Source organism: Rhizobium esperanzae, assembly GCF_014197615.1.
GTDB lineage: Bacteria > Pseudomonadota > Alphaproteobacteria > Rhizobiales > Rhizobiaceae > Rhizobium > Rhizobium esperanzae_A.
Map to the genome: position 1 here is coordinate 81,330 of NZ_JACIFY010000018.1, position 20,869 is coordinate 102,198.

Annotated in this window: 18 protein-coding genes; 17 read left to right on the forward strand and 1 reads right to left on the reverse strand. The window is 61.6% G+C overall.

Features of this window, described 5'->3' with window-relative positions:
• The first annotated feature begins 169 nt into the window (after positions 1-169).
• The 3 genes from GGD57_RS22275 (at position 170) to GGD57_RS22285 (ending at position 5,607) form a co-directional block, all read left to right on the forward strand.
• Positions 170-1,192 carry a chemotaxis protein CheB gene (locus GGD57_RS22275; protein WP_184472504.1) on the forward strand — a complete coding sequence of 341 codons (1,023 nt, stop codon included), beginning with the start codon at positions 170-172 and terminating at the stop codon, positions 1,190-1,192.
• A gap of 64 nt (positions 1,193-1,256) precedes the next feature.
• Entirely contained in the window at positions 1,257-5,231 is a 3,975-nt protein-coding gene (locus GGD57_RS22280; RefSeq protein ID WP_184472437.1) for a CheR family methyltransferase, read from the forward strand.
• Entirely contained in the window at positions 5,224-5,607 is a 384-nt protein-coding gene (locus GGD57_RS22285; protein WP_184472438.1) for a response regulator, read from the forward strand. Before GGD57_RS22280 ends, GGD57_RS22285 begins: the two co-directional genes overlap by 8 nt.
• Before the next feature lie 77 nt (positions 5,608-5,684).
• On the opposite strand, the gene GGD57_RS22290 is transcribed toward GGD57_RS22285, so the two are convergent.
• A complete protein-coding gene (locus GGD57_RS22290) occupies positions 5,685-5,915 on the reverse strand; it encodes a hypothetical protein (protein WP_184472439.1) in 231 nt (76 codons plus the stop codon).
• Positions 5,916-6,357: 442 nt separating this feature from the next.
• On the opposite strand from GGD57_RS22290, the gene GGD57_RS22295 reads away from it, so the two are divergent.
• The 14 genes from GGD57_RS22295 to GGD57_RS22360 all read left to right on the forward strand — a co-directional run bounded on the left by GGD57_RS22295 (position 6,358) and on the right by GGD57_RS22360 (position 20,869).
• Positions 6,358-7,392 carry a sterol desaturase family protein gene (locus tag GGD57_RS22295; RefSeq protein WP_184472440.1) on the forward strand — a complete coding sequence of 345 codons (1,035 nt, stop codon included), beginning with the start codon at positions 6,358-6,360 and terminating at the stop codon, positions 7,390-7,392.
• The gene (locus GGD57_RS22300) at positions 7,389-7,700 is read left to right on the forward strand and encodes a MocE family 2Fe-2S type ferredoxin (RefSeq protein ID WP_184472441.1); all 312 of its coding nucleotides are present in this window, start codon (positions 7,389-7,391) and stop codon (positions 7,698-7,700) included. Before GGD57_RS22295 ends, GGD57_RS22300 begins: the two co-directional genes overlap by 4 nt.
• Positions 7,701-7,771: 71 nt before the next feature.
• The gene (locus tag GGD57_RS22305) at positions 7,772-8,716 is read left to right on the forward strand and encodes a substrate-binding domain-containing protein (protein ID WP_184472442.1); all 945 of its coding nucleotides are present in this window, start codon (positions 7,772-7,774) and stop codon (positions 8,714-8,716) included.
• Between the two features lie 59 nt (positions 8,717-8,775).
• Positions 8,776-9,981 (forward strand): NAD(P)/FAD-dependent oxidoreductase, encoded by a 1,206-nt coding sequence (locus GGD57_RS22310; RefSeq protein WP_184472505.1) that lies wholly within the window; start codon positions 8,776-8,778, stop codon positions 9,979-9,981.
• Between the two features lie 35 nt (positions 9,982-10,016).
• Positions 10,017-10,856, forward strand: coding sequence for a sugar phosphate isomerase/epimerase family protein (locus GGD57_RS22315; protein WP_184472443.1), 840 nt, complete (start codon positions 10,017-10,019; stop codon positions 10,854-10,856).
• 26 nt (positions 10,857-10,882) lie between these two features.
• Positions 10,883-12,010: an S-(hydroxymethyl)glutathione dehydrogenase/class III alcohol dehydrogenase gene (locus GGD57_RS22320; RefSeq protein ID WP_184472444.1), complete on the forward strand. Its 1,128-nt coding sequence runs from the start codon at positions 10,883-10,885 to the stop codon at positions 12,008-12,010.
• 227 nt (positions 12,011-12,237) lie between these two features.
• Positions 12,238-12,696 carry a homoprotocatechuate degradation operon regulator HpaR gene (gene hpaR / locus GGD57_RS22325; protein ID WP_432443394.1) on the forward strand — a complete coding sequence of 153 codons (459 nt, stop codon included), beginning with the start codon at positions 12,238-12,240 and terminating at the stop codon, positions 12,694-12,696.
• A gap of 103 nt (positions 12,697-12,799) precedes the next feature.
• Entirely contained in the window at positions 12,800-13,786 is a 987-nt protein-coding gene (locus tag GGD57_RS22330; RefSeq protein ID WP_184472446.1) for a helix-turn-helix domain-containing protein, read from the forward strand.
• Between the two features lie 102 nt (positions 13,787-13,888).
• Entirely contained in the window at positions 13,889-15,295 is a 1,407-nt protein-coding gene (locus GGD57_RS22335; RefSeq protein ID WP_184472447.1) for an aldehyde dehydrogenase family protein, read from the forward strand.
• Between the two features lie 3 nt (positions 15,296-15,298).
• Complete coding sequence (locus GGD57_RS22340; protein WP_184472448.1) at positions 15,299-16,894, forward strand: GMC family oxidoreductase; 1,596 nt, start codon at positions 15,299-15,301, stop codon at positions 16,892-16,894.
• Between the two features lie 51 nt (positions 16,895-16,945).
• Positions 16,946-18,199 (forward strand): ABC transporter substrate-binding protein, encoded by a 1,254-nt coding sequence (locus GGD57_RS22345; RefSeq protein WP_184472449.1) that lies wholly within the window; start codon positions 16,946-16,948, stop codon positions 18,197-18,199.
• 68 nt (positions 18,200-18,267) lie between these two features.
• Complete coding sequence (locus tag GGD57_RS22350) at positions 18,268-19,134, forward strand: branched-chain amino acid ABC transporter permease (RefSeq protein WP_184472450.1); 867 nt, start codon at positions 18,268-18,270, stop codon at positions 19,132-19,134.
• On the forward strand, positions 19,131-20,168 hold the full coding sequence (locus tag GGD57_RS22355; protein WP_184472451.1) for a branched-chain amino acid ABC transporter permease: 1,038 nt from the start codon (positions 19,131-19,133) through the stop codon (positions 20,166-20,168). Before GGD57_RS22350 ends, GGD57_RS22355 begins: the two co-directional genes overlap by 4 nt.
• The gene (locus GGD57_RS22360) at positions 20,165-20,869 is read left to right on the forward strand and encodes an ABC transporter ATP-binding protein (RefSeq protein WP_184472452.1); all 705 of its coding nucleotides are present in this window, start codon (positions 20,165-20,167) and stop codon (positions 20,867-20,869) included. Before GGD57_RS22355 ends, GGD57_RS22360 begins: the two co-directional genes overlap by 4 nt.

Here is a 20,869-nt window from a genome sequence, read left to right on the forward strand (position 1 = left end):
GCCTCGTCGCACAATAGCTTTGGGTTCCCCCAAGCGAACTCCAAAAGGTCGCCATCGCACTCTTTCGTCCAGCCGATGGTCTGAAGCGGCCTCATTGACCGCTTCGCGCCCGCGCTCTTTGCACCGTAGGGAACCTTGCGGGGCATCGACCGTTGAGATGATCATGAATATATCTTCCAGGGTCACCAAGGATATTATTGTCATCGGCGGATCGGCGGGGAGCAGGGCTGTGCTCAAGACCCTCGTTGCCGATTTGCCCGCCGACCTTCCGGCAAGTATCTTCGTCAGCACCCATATTCCCGCAAACTCCCCGAGCCTGTTGCCGGAGATTCTTGCCGATAACTCGAAGCTTCCCGTGCGGCAGGCGGTCGACGGCCAAGCGGTCGAGCGGGGCCACATCTATGTGGCTGCACCCGATCGCCACCTTCTCCTCATGGGCGAGACGATCAAGTTCGGAGCCGGTCCTCGAGAAAATATGGTCCGGCCGTCGATCGACCCGATGTTTCGTTCGGCCGCCCTGTCGTTCGGCCCGCGAGCAGTGGGGCTTATACTGACTGGGATGCTCAACGATGGAGCAGCCGGGTTGCATGCCATCAAGTCCCATGGTGGAACGGCGGTGGTGCAGCATCCACTTGATGCGGAGGCGGATCAGATGCCCTTGGCGGCGCTGGAAGCCGTGGAGGTCGATCACGTTGCCTCGGCAGCCGAACTCGGCGGGCTTCTTGCCAAGATCGCCGGAAGCGAGGCGGGGCCGGCTCGCAATCTGCCATCGGACGACCTGCAACTGGAGGTCGAAATTGCGACCGGTGCGGGAGCGGGCAGTGCCGAACTTCGCAAGATTGCGTCCCCCAGCGCTCTCACCTGTCCCGATTGCCACGGTGTGCTCTCCGAGGTTCGCGGTTCACGGCCGCTGCGATTTCGCTGTCAGATCGGCCACGCCTATACCGCCGACGTCCTTGCCGGGCATATCGATGAACTCGATGAGGCGATCAGGATCGCCATGCGGATCATGGAAGAGCGGCTGACGCTCGTGGAACGGATGGCACGGGATGCCCGCGCCACCGGCCGCACCACCGTCGCCGAACTCTACGAGGCAAGGGCCGTGGAGTATCGGCAATATTCCGCGACCCTGCGCGACGCCGCTCTAACCTCCCTGCGCCTCGGCCGCCAGTCTCGTTTCCAGGACATCTGATAAAGTTGTATCTTTCTGCCGTGCCAAGGGTTTAGAGTCGGCGCGATAGAGGCATGGATTGACGATGGCGTACGACGAACAGGAAGACATGGAGCAGCATGCAAACTCGTCTGAGCGGGATCAGCACGAACAGCCTATCGTGATCGTCGGCATAGCGGTGTGTGCGCGATCGCTTCGTTCACTCGAGCGGATATTTTCCGAAATCGACGTCGGCCTCGGCGCATCCTATCTCGTGGCGGTGCGCCAGCAGGAGGGGCTTGATACGGCAACCGTCGTTGAAATGCTGGGGCAGCAGAAGCGGCTGGAAGTGACGGTCGCGGTGGACGGAGAACCTATCCTTCAGAACCATATCTACGTCGGCGGCTCCGACGATATGATGACCCTCGAGGATGGTCATATAAGTATTCGGGCTGCCTCGGAACCCGTCGGACATCGGGGTACGGTCGACACGTTGCTGATCTCGCTGGCAGAACATGCCCATGAGCGCGCGATTGCCGTGGTTTTGGTGGGGCTTGAAAACGATGGCACGGCCGGTGTGGCGGCGACCAAGAAGTTCGGTGGTCTCTCGATCGTCGAAATAGACGGGAGCGAAGGTCAATCTCCTGAGGAGGGAGGAGGGGCGGTTGCGATTGCGGACCTGCGAGTGCCGGCCCATGGCATCGCAACGCACATCGCACTTTACGCCGCCAACGTTGTCGAAGAGGAAGACGCGGGCCTGAACGACGAACCGCCGAGCGCCATCGAGGCGCAGATCACGCAGATCGCCACGGTTCTTCGCAATGTCACCAGTCACGACTTCCACGGCTATAAGCGGGGGACGTTCACGCGGCGCGTTCAGCGGCGCATGCAAGTTCTGCAGATCGGCAATATCGATAGCTATATCGAGCGGCTGCGCGCCAACCGTGACGAAGTCCAGAACCTCTTTCAGGATCTTTTAATCGGCGTCACCCAATTTTTCAGAGATCCGGCCGAATTCGAAGCGCTCGAGCGTGAAATTCCAAGGCTGTTCGAGGGCAAGGAGCCCGGCGACCAGTTGCGCGTCTGGGTGCTGGGCTGCGCGACCGGGGAGGAAGCCTATTCGATCGCGATGCTGCTGCGCGAGCACATGGCGACCATGGATTATCCCCCCGACGTGCAGATCTTTGCGACGGATCTCGATGCCCGTGCGCTGGGGATCGCGCGTGCCGGGCGCTATTCCGCAGCGATAACCTCCCAGCTCCAGCCGGACCGACTTGCCCGATGGTTCGTGCGTGAGGGCGACACCTATTGCGTCGTCAAGGAATTGCGGGAGATGTGCATCTTCTCGCCGCACAACATCGTCAAGGATGCGCCATTCTCCCGCATCGATATCCTATCCTGCCGGAACTTGCTGATCTATCTCGACAGCGAGCTGCAGAACAGGGTCGTCCCGATATTCCACTTTGCACTGCGGCCGAGCGGTATCCTGTTTTTGGGTTCGTCGGAGAATGTTACCCGCCACGCCAAGCTTTTTGCACCGGTCGATCGCAAAAACCGCCTGTTTCGAAGGCTGGAAACGGCGACCCGCATTATTCCGGACTTCCCGCTCAGTCCACGCCCCCGCAGCCCCGACCATCCGCTTTCGCCGCCCGCGCCGATGCTGCAGACCGGACGGCTGTCGGCCACGATCAGCCGGCAGGCAGAGGTCGTCGCCGAGCGATTTGCGCCTGCCTATGTGGTTGTCGATTCACATTATGACGTCCTGCACTTCTCAGGGCGCACGGGCCGCTATCTCGAACCGGCGTCCGGAACTGCGACGCTCAATCTCCTGAGCCTTGCCCATCGCGATCTCAGGCTCGACATGCGGTCCGCCCTGCAGCGCGCCACGTCGGAGGCCGTCAAGGTCGAAGTGCCCAGGGTGCTGCTGCGCCAGGACGATCGCACCTATGCCGTCAACGTCATTGTCGAACCCCTCGGCAGCGGTGACGTCACCTCGCTGATCGTGCTTTTTCAAGACGCAGGGCAGGTGGCCGAGGGGACGGCTCCCGATGGAGGACGGCTGACGAGCGAAGAGCATGTTCAGCGTCTGGAAACCGATCTGCGCGTGACACGCGACCGGCTTCAGGCAACGATTGAGGAGCTCGAATCGACAAACGAGGAGCTCAAATCGTCCAACGAAGAATATCAGTCGATCAATGAAGAGCTACAGTCGGCCAATGAGGAGATGGAAACCTCGAAGGAAGAGCTGCAGTCCGTCAACGAGGAACTGCAGACCGTCAACGGTGAGCTTGCCCATCGCGTCACCGAACTTGACCGCACGAATTCTGACCTGAAGAACCTCCTCGAAGCGACGCAGATCGCGACCGTGTTTCTCGATAACGATCTGCGCGTCCGGAGCTTCACCCCGGCGGCGACCGAAATATTCCATCTGCTCGAAACCGACGTCGGGCGGCCGCTGGACCACGTCGTCTCGCGCGTCGCCTATCCGGAATTACTGGACGATGTTCGTCTCGTCCTCAGAACGCTGGTGCCCGTCGATCGAAAAGTCAGCGATCCCGCCAATGACCGGCATTACGCTGCGCGCGCTCTGCCTTATCGCAGTGTCGACAACTATATCAGCGGCGCCGTCGTCACCTTCACCGACCTGACCGCCACTTACGAGGCGGAGGTGGCGCTTCGACGGAGCGAGGAGCGCCTGCAGCGCGTCCTGGAGACGGACGCGGTCGGAGTGGTTTTCCTCAATCAGGACGGCGTCATATTCGACGCCAACGAGGTCTTCCTGAAGATGTCGGGTTATACCCGCTCGCAAATGGATCGCGCCGAGCTGAATTGGCGCCGGTTGACGCCGCAGGAGCATCTTGCTGAGACCGAAGCCCAGATGGAATATCTGAAGGAGACCGGCAAGATCGGGCCGTATGAGAAGGAGTATTTCCTCGCCGACGGTACGCGTCGCTGGATGCTGTTTGCCGGGCGCGATCTCGGCGATGGTACGATCGCCGAGTTCTGCATTGACATCTCGGCGCGAAAGCAGGCGCAGGCAGCCGTGCGCCAGGGGGAGGAGCAGTTCCGGCTGTTCGGCGAGGCCTCTTCCGACGTGTTGTGGATCCGCGACGCGGAGACGCTCCAATGGGTCTATCTGACGCCGGCTTTCGAGACTATTTATGGCGTCGATCGCGGGCAGGCGATGACCGGAAATAATTTCCGCAGCTGGGCCGAACTCATCATTCCTGAAGACCGCGAACAGGCGCTCTCCGAGATTGGCCGTGTGCGCGATGGGGAACGCGTGGAATTCGAATACCGCATCAGGCGGGCGTCGGACCATGAAATTCGCTGGTTGCGCAATGCCGATTTCCCGCTTTTCGGAGAAGAAGGGCATGTCAAGCAGATCGGCGGTATCGGCCGCGATATCACCGACGAAAAAGCCTCTGCCGACCGCATGAAAGTCCTCGTCGCCGAGCTTCAGCACCGCACCCGCAACCTCATGGCCGTCGTCCGGTCGATGGCTGACAAGACGATGCGGACCAGTGTCGATCTGGAGGACTTCCACGCCAGATTCTGCGATCGCCTCGATGTGCTGGCGCGGGTGCAGGGCCTCCTGTCGCAACTGCAGGAGGGAACGCGCATTACCTTCGATCAGCTCATTCGCTCCGAATTGGCGGCTCATGGCGGGCTCGACGGTGAGGCCGGCCGGATCACCTTGCAAGGTCCGGAGGGCATCAGGCTCCGATCGACCACCGTGCAGACAATGGCGTTGGCGATGCACGAACTGGGCACCAACGCCGCCAAATATGGAGCGCTTGGCCAGCCTCGGGCGCATCTCACAATAAAGTGGCATATCGAGCAAGCAGGCGAAGGCGACAGGCCGTGGCTGCATGTCGATTGGCGGGAGACGGGGGTGAAAATGCCTCCCTCAGACTCCGGACCGCAGGGCGGCGGTCAAGGTCGAGAGCTGATCGAGCGCGCGCTGCCCTACCAGCTCGACGCGAAGACGTCCTATGTTCTCGGCGAGGACGGGATCCATTGCACGATCGCGATCCCTGTCTCTCTCAGCAACTTGGTCGAGGATCAAGCGTATGGCTGAAGGGGGATTGCGCGGATGCCGCGTGCTCGTGGTGGAGGATGAGTTTATCCTGGCGGAGGAGCTTTCCCAGGAACTCGCTGAGGCGGGAGCCGTGGTGATCGGTCCGGCGCCATCTCTCGAGCGGGCGATTGAGCTGGTAGCAGCGCCTGATGATGTTGACATAGCGGTCCTGGACGTGAACCTGCGGGGCAATCCGGTATACCCCATTGCCGATTCACTTCTCGAGCGCCATGTTCCCTTCGTCTTTACAACAGGCTATGACGTCTCTGCTTTACCGGCGCGGTTTACGGCCGTGCACTGCTGCACCAAACCTGTCGATATGCCGTTGCTATTGGAAGCTCTGCAAATCGCCATCGATACGTCACGACGGAAGTAGCTTCGGCTTTCGCGACAACCGAGATACCTTGCTCGTCCGCAGACGAGCTTGAGAGTTCGGCCCCCCTTATGTGCCCCTCATGCTTCTCTTGCCAGCGCAAGCAGCTCTGCCTTGAGCCTATCAAGATGCGCGACATGCATGACCTGCGACTCTTCGAAATTCACAAGAAGTCGTATGGCTTCCGTCGAGTCGGCGCCGCGATCGATTAGCTCAGCCACGATTTCGCGCTGCCGGGCGACGTGCTGTCCACCCAGAAGGACATGCTCTCGCGCCTGCTGCAAATGTTTCTCTACCATTCTTCTGTCCATATCGACCTCCTGTCTCCCCGGCGATAGATCATGCGCCTGTTATCCGGGTTTGGACAGCGCGCCGTGTCTGAGGAAACCACCCGCGGGTGATCGGGAACGGAATTTTTAACGCCGATCGCAAGACGATCCCTTATCGATCCAGTCGACCGCCGGAGGCGATTTGCGAGCGAAGCTGCTCGTCCGCGGGTGCCGGCGTTTCGGCTACCGTCGGCAGTTCATCCTGCTTCGACGGAATGGAGCCCGTCCTCATCAAGGAAGCGCTCTGATCTAATTAGATCAAGAATGCGCTCGGTATCCGGAAAGCCCCCTGATATCTCTGTGTCAGGACGGAGAGCCGCAGCGCCGAGACCGAGCGACGTTGGACAAAGGCGCGCAGGGCCTTCTCCAACGCCGGATAATTTCATGGGCGCGGCGAGACTGGATCCGCCGCGAGGAGGCCATAATGGACGACCTGAAGTATGGAACGCGCAACAAGCGCGGTGACTGGGCGCCGCACCGGCCCGTTCAAAACGCACCGCTGTTCCTCTTTCCCATACGTCTGCTGGCAATTCTGAAGTGGTTGCCGCATTACTTTTTTCCCTGGAACATGATCTTCGCTGCCTCGGCTGTGGCTTATTGGGCATGGGTCATTCCGCCGATCGAGACGATGCAGACGATCGGCTTCGGCTGGATCGCCTGGCTGTATGCCGTGAATGCGATCTGCGTGTTTCTGTTCTACGGCGCCTTCGAGCTCCATCTTTACGTTCTGAAGCGCCAGGAAAATCGCTTCAAGTATAATGGCAAGTTCCCGGCCGAGCAGAAGAGCAAGGCGTTCTGGTTCGAAAGCCAGAATCTCGACAATATCTTGAGAACCTTCCTGTCTGGCGTCACGATCTGGACCGCGGTCGAGGCCGGAATGCTCTGGGCCTATGCCAACGGCTACGCGCCTTGGCTCAGCTTCGCGGAAAATCCGTGGACGCTGGCAGTCGTCGCGCTGGTGGTGCCGATCATTCACGAGTTTCACTTCTTCTGCATCCACCGGCTCATCCACACGCCGCTCCTCTACAAATGGGTTCACTCGGTTCACCATAATTCGGTAAACCCTTCGCCCTGGTCGTCGCTGTCGATGCATCCGGTCGAGCATCTGCTCTACTTCGGAACGGCTTTCTACCATCTGATCCTGCCCTCCAACCCGATCATCATGCTCTACCAGCTGCATTATGCCGGTTTCGGAGCAATCCCGGGTCATGTCGGCTTCGACAAGGTCGAGATCGGCGAAGACAAGCTGGTCGATAGCCATGCCTATGCGCATTACCTGCACCACAAGTACTTCGAGGTGAATTACGGCGACGCCCTGATCCCGCTCGATAAGTGGTTCGACACCTGGCACGACGGCTCCCCGGAAGGCGAAGCGCAGATGCAGGAACGCTACCGCAGGCGGAAGGAAAAACTCGCAGCCCGCAAAGCTCGCGTAGAAATGGGAGGAGCAGCCGAATGACCTGGGTTTCAGCCGGCAGACTTGACGACATCGAGCAGGAGGGAGCCATCCGCTTCGACCATGGCGGGCGCACCTACGCGATCTATCGCGGTCCGGACGACAGCGTCTATTGCACCGCCGGCCTCTGCACCCACGAGGCGATCCACCTCGCTGACGGACTGGTCATGGATTTCGAGGTGGAATGTCCCAAGCATTCCGGCGCCTTCGACTATCGCACCGGCGAGGCCCTGAGGCTTCCGGCCTGCGAAAACCTCAAGACTTATCCGGCCGAAGTGGTCGATGGCGAGGTTCGCGTGGCTCTGATCTGAGCCCGCGACATAGGCAGGCCGAGCGGCCTCCGGAACGGATCGGGCGGCCCGGCGCCCTTTGGGAGGATGACATGAAATCAATCTGTGTGGCGGCCATCCTGGCCGCCCTGACGACGACTGCTGCCTCGGCCGAGACGATCGGCGTGTCCATGCAGAGCTTCGACAACAATTTTCAGACACTGCTGCGCGAGGGGCTTCAGGCAAGGGCGTCCGAGCTGAACGGCGTCAAGCTTCAGATCGAGGATGCGCAGACCGACGTTTCCAAACAGCGCAGCCAGGTCGACAATTTCATCGCGTCGGGCGTGGATGCGATCATCATGACGCTCGCCGATACATCAGCGGCCACCGGCATCAGCGCGGCAGCGAAGAATGCAGGAATTCCGCTCGTCTACCTCAACCTCGCGCCGGAAAATATCGACAAGCTGCCGGAAAAGCAGGCCTATGTCGGCTCGAAAGAAACCGACTCCGGCAGGCTCGGCGCCGAAGCCGCCTGCGATCTGCTGAAAAAGAAGGGGAAGGCGAACGACGCGCAGGTCTATATTCTTATGGGTGATCTCGCCCATCAGGCCTCGCGCGACCGCACATCGTCGTTCAAAGAGACATTGGCGGCCGGCGATTGTAAAGGCGCGACCATCGCCGATGAGCAGTCCGCAGCCTGGACCCGCACGAACGCGATGGATCTGACGACGAATTGGATCACCGCAGGTCGGCCGATCGACGTCGTTTTCGCCAACAACGACGAAATGGCGCTCGGTGCGATCCAGGCCTTGAAAGCCGCGAGCGTATCGATGGATGACGTCATCGTCGTCGGCATTGATGCGACACAGGATGCTCTCATCGCCATGGCCGCAGGCGACCTCGATGCGACTGTGTTCCAGAACGCCAAGGCGCAGTCGGCAAGTGCCGTGGATGCAGCCGTCGCCCTGGCTCAGGGCAAGGGCGTCGACAAGGAGGTTTGGGTTCCGTTCGAGCTGGTCACGCCCAAGAACATGGTCGAATACGCCAAGAAGAACTGAGCCTCCCCGGCCGGCGTCTCCTCCTCACGAGCGCCGGCCATCTTTTATTGGAGCAAGCTATGGACGGCATCATCATCGTCGGCGCGGGAGAAGCCGGCACGCGCGCAGCCTTCGCGCTGCGAGAAACGGGATTTTCCGGCGGCGTCACGTTGATCGGCACGGAGCCGCACTTGCCTTACGAGCGGCCGCCGCTCTCGAAGCCATTGAATGAAACGGTGCAGATGAAGCCGATCTGCGGTTCCGAAGCGCTGAAAGCGGCGGGAATCGAATACGGTCAAGGCGTTTCGGCGTCGAGGCTGGATGCAGAGGCGCAATCCGTCGTTTTGAGCGATGGCAGGACACTCACCTATGACAAGCTTCTGCTGGCCACCGGTGCCCGTCCGCGGCGATTGACATGCCCTGGGGCGGAGCGCGCACTCGACTTCCGCACCTATGCGGATGCAGCTGAGGTCTTCTCTCGTGGGGAGGCCGGCAAGAAAGTTGCGATTATCGGCGGTGGCCTGATCGGAATGGAGCTTGCGGCCGTGCTGCGCGGAAAGGGCATTGCCGTCAGCGTCATCGAAGCTGCGCCGAAGCCGCTCGGACGCGCCGTCCCTCCGCGCTTCGCAGCAAAGCTCCACGCCAGGCACCAGGACGAAGGCGTCGTATTCCATCTTGGCCAGGGAGTCGCCGAAATCACCGACGATGCGGTGGTTCTTGCCAATGGCGACGCGGTGCCGGCCGATATTGTCGTCGCGGCCATCGGTGTCCAGCCGGATGTGGCGCTCGCGGAAGCGGCGGGGCTTGCGACAGGAAACGGCATCCTGACAGACGGTTGCCTGCGCACGAGCGACCCGAATATTTTTGCGGCGGGTGATTGCGCTGCGGTGGCTCAACCGGGCGGCGGGCATATGCGGTTCGAAAGCTGGCGGAATGCCCGCAGCCAGGCGGAAACCGCGTCCCGCAACATGGCTGGCGGCAACGACGCTTTCGCTGCAATCCCCTGGTTCTGGTCCGATCAGTATGATCTCGGGCTGCAGGTGGCGGGGCTGCCGCTGCCAGGATATCAGAGCGTCGTGCGGGCACTTGGCGAGGGCGAACTGGAATTCTACCTGGATCATGGACGTCTTGTCGCCGCGGCCGGCCTCGGCATCGGCAACGGCTTGGCCAAGGACATCAAATTGGCCGAGATGTTGATCGTCGCGGGGAGCAATCCCGACCCGGAAGCACTGGCCGACCCCGCCCTCAACCTCAAAGCTCTCCTGAGGAGCGCGCGTGCGGCCTGATACTGGCCCTAAGTTCTTGCCCGGATATTAGACAAATGCAGTCACTACTGGTCTTTCAATCACTCTGGGCGATGGAACTGCGCAGCAGCAGGCGCCCTGAACCCACCCTTGAGGAGAGCGTTGCCCAAATTGCTGAAGCGGGCTTCGACGGAGTGAGCGCACACTGGAGTGATCGAGAATATGTGCGGCGGCTTCACGCACTGCTGAGCCACTATGGTCTTCAGGCCGAAGGTCAGTGTTTCCCGAAGACCATTGATGATCTCAAGCCGGTCCTTGAGATCGCCGCCGAGTTCGGTGTTCACCATATCTGCCTTCAACCCGACATCCGCTTGCGCCGGATCGACGACTGTCTGCCCCTTCTGGAAGGCTGGAAGCGGCTGGGAGAAGACGCGGGGATTCCGGTCTTCATCGAGACGCATCGCGATCGGATGACGACTGACCTCTTCTTCACGCTCGACCTGCTGGATCGACTGCCGGATTTGCGGTTGCTGGGCGATATCTCGCACTTCCTCGTCGGCCGCGAATTTGCCTGGCCCGTATCGGAAGAGAACCATGGCATGATCCATCGAATCCTCGACAGCTCCTGGGCTTTCCACGGGCGAGTGGCTTCGCGAGAGCAGGTGCAGATAGAAATCTCGTATCCGCATCATCAGCCTTGGGTCGATCTCTTTCTGGGCTGGTGGGAATACGGCTTCCGAAGTTGGCGAAAACGCGCTGCCGCGAGCGATAGTCTCGCCTTTGTCTGCGAGCTTGGTCCAAAACCATACGCGATCACAGGCCGCGACGGAGAAGACTCCACCGATCGTTGGGGGGAGTCGCTCATGTTGCAGCGATACGTCCGCGACTTATGGTCCAAGCTCACCACTGAACCCTGACTTATTCAAAAATTCGGAGATACCCTATGGACGTTCGCGCCGCTGTTGCCGTACAGGCCGGCAAACCGCTTGAAGTGATGACCGTGCAGTTGGAAGGGCCGAAGGCCGGCGAGGTGCTGGTCGAGGTCAAGGCGACCGGCATCTGCCACACCGACGATTTCACCCTGTCGGGCGCCGATCCGGAAGGCCTGTTTCCAGCCATTCTCGGCCATGAGGGCGCCGGCATCGTCGTCGACGTCGGCCCGGGTGTCACCTCCGTGAAGAAGGGCGATCACGTCATTCCGCTTTACACGCCCGAATGCCGCGAGTGCTATTCCTGCACGTCGCGCAAGACCAATCTCTGCACCTCGATCCGATCAACCCAGGGTCAGGGCGTGATGCCGGACGGCACGAGCCGCTTTTCGATCGGCAAGGACAAGATCCATCACTATATGGGCTGCTCGACCTTCGCCAATTATACGGTGCTGCCGGAGATCGCGCTCGCCAAGATCAACCCCGACGCGCCCTTCGACAAAGTCTGCTACATCGGCTGCGGCGTCACCACAGGCATCGGCGCGGTCATCAATACCGCCAAGGTCGAGATCGGTTCGACCGCCATCGTCTTCGGTCTCGGCGGCATCGGTCTGAACGTGCTGCAGGGGCTGCGTCTTGCCGGCGCCGACATGATCATCGGCGTCGATATCAACCCGGATCGCAAGGCCTGGGGCGAGAAGTTCGGCATGACGCATTTCGTCAATCCGAAGGAGGTCGGCGACGACATCGTGCCCTATCTGGTCAACATGACCAAGCGCAACGGCGACCTGATCGGCGGCGCCGACTACACCTTCGACTGCACCGGCAACACCAAGGTGATGCGCCAGGCGCTGGAAGCCAGCCATCGCGGCTGGGGTAAATCGGTCATCATCGGCGTTGCCGGCGCCGGCCAGGAAATCTCCACCCGTCCGTTCCAGCTGGTCACCGGCCGCAACTGGATGGGCACGGCCTTCGGCGGCGCGCGCGGGCGCACCGACGTTCCGAAGATCGTCGACTGGTACATGCAGGGCAAGATCCAGATCGATCCGATGATCACCCACACCATGCCGCTCGAAGACATCAACAAGGGCTTCGACCTGATGCACAAGGGTGAATCGATCCGCGGCGTGGTGGTCTATTGAGACGTCTCACATCAATCGACGCGCCCACTCCTACCGCTGAGACGCTGCCCGAACAGGAAAGCCTCTCGGTGAAAGGGGTGGCGTTTGGTCGTTTCCGTGTTAACTAGTTGTCTTGTGATTTTCCGTCGACTGTTCACTTCGCGAAGAATCCGATATTCAACGAGTGCGCGGTCAGGATCCGAATGAGCAACAGGCAGCAAAATCAAGTCGAAATACCATCGTCATCGATGAGCCAATCGCGGCAGGAGCGCCGGAGATCCTTGGCGATCGGGCTTTTGCGCGCCCGCGAAGCGGTGATGAGCCATTTTCGGCCGATCATAGCTGCGCATGACGTCACCGAGCAGCAGTGGCGGGTCATCCGTGTGCTGTCCGAGGCCGGAACGCTCGATGCAAGCGAAGTGGCGGACAAGGCCTCGATCCTGGCGCCGAGCCTGACGCGCATGATCCGCTCGCTCGAGGAGCGCGGTTTCATCACCAAGCACAAGGATAAGGCCGACGGCCGGCGGGTGCTGCTGCGGATCACGCCCGCAGGGCAGGCAACCGTCGATGAAGTCATGCCGGAGAGCCTGAAGGTCTATGCCGATATCGGCGCGCGTTTTGGTGCCGACCGGGTCGAGCAATTGCTTGACATGCTCGACGAATTGGCCGCGTTGAAGCTGGAAGGCGTGCCGGCCGGCGAGGAATGACGGGTCCTCGCATCGCGCGTTAATTAATGTGTTAAAGATATGATTGACGGCGACCTCGACCTGTTGCAGTCTTGAGCGATGCTGACACTGTTGGGAGGCGGAGTTGGACCTGTTGCAGAACCGCAGCCTTGTCGATCGGACCTGGTCGCCGACACCTTACGATCAATGGGTGGATGATCTCCACAGCATCTGCGGCAATTTCAACCCGCATACGATGGAGCGCGGCGACAAGGTGATCGGCACGGCGAGCCGCATCGACGTCTGCGGCATGGAGTTTGCCCATGTCTCCAACGATCTCGATTACGTCCATCGTGGCTGGGACGACATTCGCCGGGACGCCCACGAGCATCTGTTCCTGATCCTGCAACTCGAGGGTGCCTGCGGGGTGGAGCACTCCGGCCAGCAGAATATTCTCGACGTCGGCGAATGCATTCTGGTCGATTCCACCCGGCCGACCACATTCCATTTTCGCGGCCACTTTTCCAACCATCTCTCCCTGCATCTGCCGCGGCAATTGATGTATTCTGAGCGCAAGGTTGATTTCGACGTTGCCCGCAAGCTTGTGGCAAGCGATCCGATGGCGATGATGCTGCGGGCGCTGATCGCCAAGATGATGACGACGCCGGAAAGCGAGGCGGCTTCTCCGCATCTGCGCCAGCTGATGTTCGACACGACGCGCCAGGCATTTCTGTCAACCGACATCGAGGCGGCAAGCCTGAATTCCCTGCATGAGAGCGCCGGCCGGCGCATGCAGATGGTCGATATTCTGATCGACAAGCACCTGACCGAGAGCGATCTCAGCGCCAAATGGCTGGCGACGAGGCTCGGCGTGTCGATCCGTACGCTGCAGCAGGATTTCCAGGGAATGGGCATGACCTGCACGACCGTCATCCGCGACAAGCGGCTGCGTTTCGCGCGGGAAAAGATCGAGCAGTTGAAAGAGCAGCGCAACGCCACGACCATCGCCGAAGTCGCCTATTCGGCCGGCTTCAACGACATTTCCTATTTCAATCGCAGCTTCAAGGACCTGTTCGATTGCGCGCCGAGCGAGCTGCTTCGCGCCGGCGAACCGGTGCCAAGGATGACCTGACGCGCAGTTTGCGCTTCCGTCCAAGACGGGGCGCGTTTCTCCCCAAGACGCCATTTCCGGCGAAAGTCATAGTTCTCCTCGATCTCACGGGAGGAGAATATCGTGAAGCAGTCTACCCTGCTCATCTGTGGCGAAACTGTCGCCACAACCCACCATGCGGCGGTTACCAATCCGTCGAACGGCGAAATCGTCGGCTATATGCCGCTTGCCCGGGAATCCGATCTCGACCAGGCCGTTGCCGCCGCCGCAGCAGCTTTCAAAGGCTGGTCGGGGACGTCGAACGAAGAACGCGCAGAGGCTTGCCGGACAATTGCGGAAAAGATCAGCGAGCATGCCGAAGAGCTGGCGCAGATCCTCACCCGGGAGCAGGGCAAGCCTCTCAACGGCCTCGGATCACGCTTCGAAATCGGCGGCGCGCTCGCCTGGACACGGCATACGGCCGAACTCGACCTGCCCGTCGAGATCCTGCAGGACGATCACGAGGGCCGCGTCGAACTGCATCGCAAGCCGATCGGCGTGGTGGGCTCGATCACGCCCTGGAACTGGCCGGTGATGATCGCCTGCTGGCACATCATGCCGGCGGTGCGCGCCGGCAATACCGTCGTCATCAAACCGTCGCCGCTGACGCCGCTCTCGACCATCCGTCTCGTCGAGATCATCAACGAGGTGCTGCCGCCCGGCGTCGTCAATGTGATCACCGGCGAAAACAGCATTGGTGCTGCCCTTTCCGCCCATCCCGGCATTGCCAAGATGACCTTCACCGGCTCGACCGAAACCGGCAAGAAAATCATGGCCTCGGCCGTCGCCACCTTGAAGAGGCTGACGCTGGAGCTCGGCGGCAACGATGCGGGCATCGTGCTGCCCGACGCCGACCCGAAAGCCATCGTCGAGGGACTGTTCTGGGGCGCCTTCATCAATAACGGCCAGACCTGCGCGGCGCTCAAGCGCCTCTATGTGCATGATAGCATTTATGAGGAGGTCTGCCGGGGCCTTACCAACTATACCGCCAAGATCGTCGTCGGCGACGGCCTGGATGAGGCAAGCATTCTCGGCCCGGTGCAGAACGAAATGCAGTTCAACAAGGTACGCGAGCTCGTCGACGATGCGCGCGCCAATGGCGGCCGTATCCTGACCGGCGGCGCGCCGCTGGAGCGACCCGGCTATTTCTATCCGATCACTCTCGTCGCCGATGTCGACCACGGCGTGCGGCTGGTCGACGAGGAGCAATTCGGTCCGGCCTTGCCGATCATCCGTTATAGCGACGTCGATGAAGTAATCGCCCGCGCCAATCAGAATCCCGCTGGTCTTGGTGGGTCCGTCTGGTCTTCCGATGCGCAAAAGGCCAAGCGCTACGCGATGCAGCTCGAATGCGGTTCGGTCTGGATCAACAAGCACGGCACGATCCAGCCCAATGCGCCCTTCGGCGGCGTCAAGCAGTCCGGGATCGGCGTCGAATTCGGTGCCGAGGGCCTGAAGGAATTCACCACCATCCAGACCGTGTTGAGCTGAGCCATGACAAGCTACGACTATATCATCGTCGGCGGCGGGTCCTCCGGCTGCGTGCTGGCAAACCGGCTTTCGGAAAATCCGGCGCACAAGGTGCTGCTGATCGAATCCGGACGCCGGGATGCCGATCCCTGGATTCATATCCCGGCGACCTTCTTCAAGGTGCTGGGCAAGGGCATCGACATCCACCCCTATGCTTCCAACCCCGACAAGGGCATGAACGGCCGACCGAGCATCGTGCCGCAGGGCAATGTTCTGGGTGGCGGCAGCTCGGTGAATGCGATGATCTATATTCGCGGCCATCGCAACGATTACGACACATGGTCGCAAATGGGCTGCCAGGGATGGTCCTATGACGATGTGCTGCCAGCCTTCCGCTCGCTCGAGAATAACGAGCGGCTGAACGGCCAGTTTCACGGCAGGACAGGGTCGCTGCGTGTCTCCGATCCCCGCCACCGCCATCCTTTGAGCGAAGCCTTCGTCAAGGCCGCAACCGAAATCGGCATTCCGCATAATGACGATTTCAACGGCACGGATCAGGCGGGCGTCGGCTTCTACCAGAGCACCACCCATGGCGGCCGGCGCTGGAGTTCGGCCCAGGCTTTCCTGCGCGAGGCGGAGAAGCGACCGAACCTGACGGTGTTCACCGAGCGCAAGGTCGCCCGCATCCTGTTCGAGGGGCAGAGGGCCGTCGGCGTCGAACTTCTCGACGGCACGACATTCCGGGCGTCGCGCGAAATCGCGCTCACAGCGGGCGCGATCGCGACGCCGAAGATCCTGCAGCTCTCCGGCGTCGGCGACGGTGCCCATCTTTCCTCGCTCGGCATCAAGGTCGTCGCCGATCTGCCCGGCGTCGGCGCCAACTACCAGGACCATCTGGAAGTGCCGGTGCAGGGTGAGACACACGAGCCGATTTCGATCCTCGGTCATGACACGGGATTGCGGGCCGTTGGTCACATGCTGCGCTATCTCACCTCCCGCCGCGGATTGCTGGCATCCAACGTCGTCGAATGCGGCGGCTTCGTCGATACGGCTGGCACGGGGCAGCCGGATGTCCAGTTCCATGTCCTGCCGGTGCTGATCGGCTTCGTCGACCGCGACCCGGAGCCGGGGCACGGCCTCAGCATCGGGCCGTGTTATCTCAGGCCGCGGTCGCGCGGCTGGATCAGGCTGAAGAGCGCCGATCCCAAAGACCAGACCGATTTCAACGCCAATCTGCTTTCCGATCCCGCCGATATCGAGACCCTGGTGCGCGGCGTCGAAACGGCGATCCGCATCCTCGATGCACCGGCTCTTGCCAAGCTGGTCAAGCGCCGCGTGCTGCCGAAGCCGGGCGTCGAAAAGGATCCGGAGGCTCTGCGCGATTATATCAGGCAGTCGGCGAAGACCGTCTTCCATCCGGCCGGGACGGCGCGCATGGGCCGCGCGAACGATCGTTTGGCGGTCGTTGGATCAGATCTGAGGGTTCGCGGCGTCGAAGGACTGCGCGTCTGCGATGCCTCGGTCATGCCGACCCTGGTATCCGGCAACACCAATGCTCCGACGATGATGATTGCGGCAAAAGCTGCCGCCTTCATGACGGGGAAGGCAATTTCCGGCTGAGCCGGAGAACTCGGATCCCGTGGGGAGCGGGACAACAAACTGGAGGATACAATGCCTATCAATCTACGAGGGCTGGCAATCAGCCTTGTCCTGACACTGGTTTCGGCGTTCAGCGCACACGCTGCCGCATCCTGCGGCGACAATAGCGGCAAGCCGGCCACCGGCGAGCCGATCGTGATCGGCGCCATCACGGGCAAGACCGGGCCGGACGATTTTTCGAATTCGACCAAGGCGGCAAAGGCCTATTTCGATTGCCTGAACGCCAATGGCGGCATCAAGGGACGGCCGGTCAAATATCTGGTCGAGGACGACCAGTGGAACCCGGAAATCGCCGCACAGCTGGCAGCCAAAATCGTCAATGACGAGAAGGCCGTGCTGATGGTCGGCAATTCGAGCTTCGTCGAATGCGGCGCCAATGCCGACTTCTACAAGAAGTCCGGTATCCTCGTCGTCGCCGGCGTCGGCGTTCCCCGCGAATGCTTCTTCGCGGAAAATTATGCGCCCACCAATGCTGGTCCGCGCGTCTCGATGCTGGGCGCCATGGGATATGCGCTGGATAAGCTGAGCGCAAAGTCGGTCGTCTGCATCGGCCCGAACATTCCGAACGTCGGAACCTGGTCTTGCGACGGCATCATCCAGCTCGCCAAGGAGAAAGGCCTGAAGGCCGAAACGATCCTGATGGATCCCGGCACCGCCGATTCCACATCGACCATCCTGCAGGCCGCGGCGTCCAAGCCCGATGTGATCATCCTCGGCCTTCCCAAGGGCGTGACCGTGCCGCTGCTGACCGCCGCTGAGGAGCAGGGGCTCAACCAGAGCATCAAGTTCCTGAGCGCAGCTTCGGCCTATGACCTGTCGGTGCCTGGTACGATCGGCGCCGGCTGGGACGGTAATTTCATCGTCAACATGGAGTTCAACGATCTCGAAGCGACGACACCCGATAACCAGAACTGGCTCGCCGTCATGGACCAGTATGGCCAGAAATCCGACCCGCGCGATACTTTCGCCCAGGCCGGTTATCTCTCGGCCCGCATCGCCGAGCAGGCTCTGATGACGCTCGATTCCGGCAACATCACCCGGGAGACCGCATCGGCGGCCGTACGCCAGATCAAGAACTTCAAGAGCGATATCTTCTGTGCTCCCTGGTACTTCGGCGACGGCCAGTCGCGCCACAATGCCAATTCGACGACGCGCATGGCGGTCAGCGAAGGCGGCAAGTGGAAGGTCGTCTCCGATTGCGCGCCGTCGCCCGATCCGGAGCTGAAGGACGTCCGCGCCTTCGAAAAATCCGCCGGCCTCAACTGAGCCCCGACGTCTGCCAAAGTGTTCCGCGGCCCAAGCCGCGGAACCGGACGACGCGAGAGGATCGATTTATGAACATCCTGCCTTTCATCATATCCGGGCTCGGGATCGGCGCCGTCTATGCGCTCTCCGGCGTCGGGCTCGTCGTTCTGTTTCGGGCGACCGGCGTTCTCAATTTCGCATTCGGTGCGTTCGGCGCGATCGGTGCGCATTGCGCCTGGCAATTGCTCGAGTGGAAAATGCCTCTCGCCGTCGCCATCCTTGCCGCCGTCACCGTTTCGACGGCGATCAGCTTTCTATATGGCCGGGCCTTCGCGACCATGCTGTCGCATCGCGATGTCGTGGTGCGCGCCGTGGGAACGCTGGCGCCGGCTCTCATCCTGATCGCGATCATGGGCGTCATTTGGGGCGAGCTGCCGCGCCGCCTGCAGTTCCCGACCGATCAGATGTTCGTTTCTCTTTTCTCCGTTCGCCTGACCTTCACGCGCATCATCGCCATTTTCCTTGCCGTCGCCATGGTCGTCGCGATCACGCTGCTGTTGAACCGCACGCGTCTCGGCCTCGACATGCGCGCCCTTGCCAATGACCGCGATCTCAGCGCCGTGCTCGGCGTGCGTATCCTCTATACGGAAACCGCCGCCTGGATCATCACCGGCATCTTTTCTGGTCTTGCCGGCCTGTTGCTTGCCGATCTCGTGCGGCTGCAGGGAACCTTTCTGACGCTGCTCGTCATTCCCGCGATTGCCGCCGCCATCCTCGGCCAGTTGCGCTCGCTTTGGGAAACGGCCGTTGCCGGCCTTCTGATCGGCATCGCCGAGGCCGTGCTGACGCCGATCGCATGGATATCGCCCTATCGTGCGGCGGCACCCTTCATCATCGCGCTCGCCGCAGTCACCATCCTGGGAGGCACGGCGAAGGCCGCGTTGAAGGACCGATGAGCATTCAGGAGCAGACAATCGCCCCCAGCGCCGAAGGCATATCGATGGTGCGCCTGCCGAAACAGCTTCTTCAAGTACCGGTGACGATGCTGATCTTTTCGATCGCCGTCGCCTGCCTTGCCAACTCCTTCTGGCTTTCGGCCGCAACCTCGGCGGTCGCACTGTCGCTGTCGGTCGCCGGGCTTGCCATTCTCTACGGCCAACTCGGTCTGGTTTCCCTCTGCCAGTTCGCGCTTGTCGGCGTCGGCGGCTGGGTGACGCTTCGCATCGGCCATGCTTTCCATCCGCCGTTCGAGGTCAGCCTGCTGGCCGGCGCCATCGTCGCTTCGGTGGTGGGGCTGGCATTCGGCGTGCCGGCGCTGCGCTTGCGCGGCCTCTATCTCGCGCTTGTGACGCTGATGCTCGCCGGCGCCTTCCAGATCGTCATCAGCGCCTGGGGCTTTCCCGATGGCGGTCCCGGCTTCCTGGGACGGGCCGACGGCTCCGGCCGGGCGATGCTGGCAAGGCCTGTGATGGCCGACGGAGAGGTCGCCTATTTCCTTTATGTCTGCGCGTTCGCGGCGATCGGCCTGCTGATTGCGCAGTGGCACAAGCTTGCCCGTCCCGGCCGGGCATGGGCGCTGATCCGCAAGGGTGAGACCGTGGCGGTCGCAAGCGGCGTCAATGTGCTGATCTACAAGGCCTGGGCCTTCGCCTTGAGCGGCTTTCTCGCCGGTCTTGCCGGCGGCCTGCTTGCCGGCAATGTCGGCCAGCTCGACGGGCGCGCCTTCGGCGCTTTCGAAAGCCTCAACCTGTTCGCGCTCGCCATCGTCGGCGGTGTCTTCAACTGGTACGGCGCGGTGATCGCCGGCATGCTGCTGCGCGCCGTGCCGGCTTTGCTGACCGATCTCGGCATCGACGGTTATGTTATGATCGGGATCTTCGGCGTTGCCCTCTTCCATGCACTGGCAACGGCACCGTCGGGCATCGCCGGCCAGATATCGGCCCTGATCGCCCGGTTCGGCGGCGGTTTTTCCCGGAGGAGGCCACGATGATCAAGATCGACAATCTCGTCGTCCAGTTCGGCGGCGTCAAACCGATCAACGAGCTCAGCGCCGTTTTGACGGCGCCGGTCGCCGGTCTCATCGGCCCGAACGGTGCGGGCAAGACCACGCTGCTCAACGTGCTCTCCGGCTTCGTCAGGCCGGTCCAGGGATCGGTCCTGCTCGGCGAACAGTCTTTGCTGGCGATGACGCCGCTGCAGCGCGTCCAGGCCGGTCTGCGCCGTTCGTTCCAGACCGAGCAGGTGGTGGAGGACCTGACGGTCGCCGGCAACATCGCCGCGATCGCCGATCATGTCGTCGGCACCGGGCATCGCTCGGGCGCGGTCGACCAGGCGCTTGCCTTTGTCGGGCTGAGCGCGGTCGCTGACCGGCTCGGCCAGTCGCTCAACCTCTTCCAGCGCCGTCTGGTCGAGCTGGCCAAATGTGTGGTCGGCCAGCCGAAACTCATCCTGCTCGACGAACCGGCTGCCGGCCTGACCGAAGAGGAGGGAAAGGCCTTTCGCGAACTGGTGCTGCGCATTCCGGGGGAATTCCGGGCGCAGGTCCTGGTCATCGACCACGATGTCGATCTCATCCGCTCCATGTGCAGCGAAACCATGGTGCTCGACTACGGGAAACTGCTGGCGCTCGGCCCGACGGCTTCGGTGCTTGCCGACCCCAATGTGCGGCGCGCCTATCTGGGGGAGTTCTGA

What these genes read in the sequence shown, in the direction of transcription:
- GGD57_RS22280 (WP_184472437.1), top strand. Translation starts at nt 1,257, where the DNA reads ATGGCGTACGACGAACAGGAAGACATGGAGCAGCATGCAAACTCGTCT.
- GGD57_RS22285 (WP_184472438.1), top strand. Translation starts at nt 5,224, where the DNA reads ATGGCTGAAGGGGGATTGCGCGGATGCCGCGTGCTCGTGGTGGAGGAT.
- GGD57_RS22290 (WP_184472439.1), bottom strand. Translation starts at nt 5,915, where the DNA reads ATGGACAGAAGAATGGTAGAGAAACATTTGCAGCAGGCGCGAGAGCAT.
- GGD57_RS22295 (WP_184472440.1), top strand. Translation starts at nt 6,358, where the DNA reads ATGGACGACCTGAAGTATGGAACGCGCAACAAGCGCGGTGACTGGGCG.
- GGD57_RS22300 (WP_184472441.1), top strand. Translation starts at nt 7,389, where the DNA reads ATGACCTGGGTTTCAGCCGGCAGACTTGACGACATCGAGCAGGAGGGA.
- GGD57_RS22305 (WP_184472442.1), top strand. Translation starts at nt 7,772, where the DNA reads ATGAAATCAATCTGTGTGGCGGCCATCCTGGCCGCCCTGACGACGACT.
- GGD57_RS22310 (WP_184472505.1), top strand. Translation starts at nt 8,776, where the DNA reads ATGGACGGCATCATCATCGTCGGCGCGGGAGAAGCCGGCACGCGCGCA.
- GGD57_RS22315 (WP_184472443.1), top strand. Translation starts at nt 10,017, where the DNA reads ATGCAGTCACTACTGGTCTTTCAATCACTCTGGGCGATGGAACTGCGC.
- GGD57_RS22320 (WP_184472444.1), top strand. Translation starts at nt 10,883, where the DNA reads ATGGACGTTCGCGCCGCTGTTGCCGTACAGGCCGGCAAACCGCTTGAA.
- hpaR (WP_432443394.1), top strand. Translation starts at nt 12,238, where the DNA reads ATGAGCCAATCGCGGCAGGAGCGCCGGAGATCCTTGGCGATCGGGCTT.
- GGD57_RS22340 (WP_184472448.1), top strand. Translation starts at nt 15,299, where the DNA reads ATGACAAGCTACGACTATATCATCGTCGGCGGCGGGTCCTCCGGCTGC.
- GGD57_RS22345 (WP_184472449.1), top strand. Translation starts at nt 16,946, where the DNA reads ATGCCTATCAATCTACGAGGGCTGGCAATCAGCCTTGTCCTGACACTG.
- GGD57_RS22350 (WP_184472450.1), top strand. Translation starts at nt 18,268, where the DNA reads ATGAACATCCTGCCTTTCATCATATCCGGGCTCGGGATCGGCGCCGTC.
- GGD57_RS22355 (WP_184472451.1), top strand. Translation starts at nt 19,131, where the DNA reads ATGAGCATTCAGGAGCAGACAATCGCCCCCAGCGCCGAAGGCATATCG.
- GGD57_RS22360 (WP_184472452.1), top strand. Translation starts at nt 20,165, where the DNA reads ATGATCAAGATCGACAATCTCGTCGTCCAGTTCGGCGGCGTCAAACCG.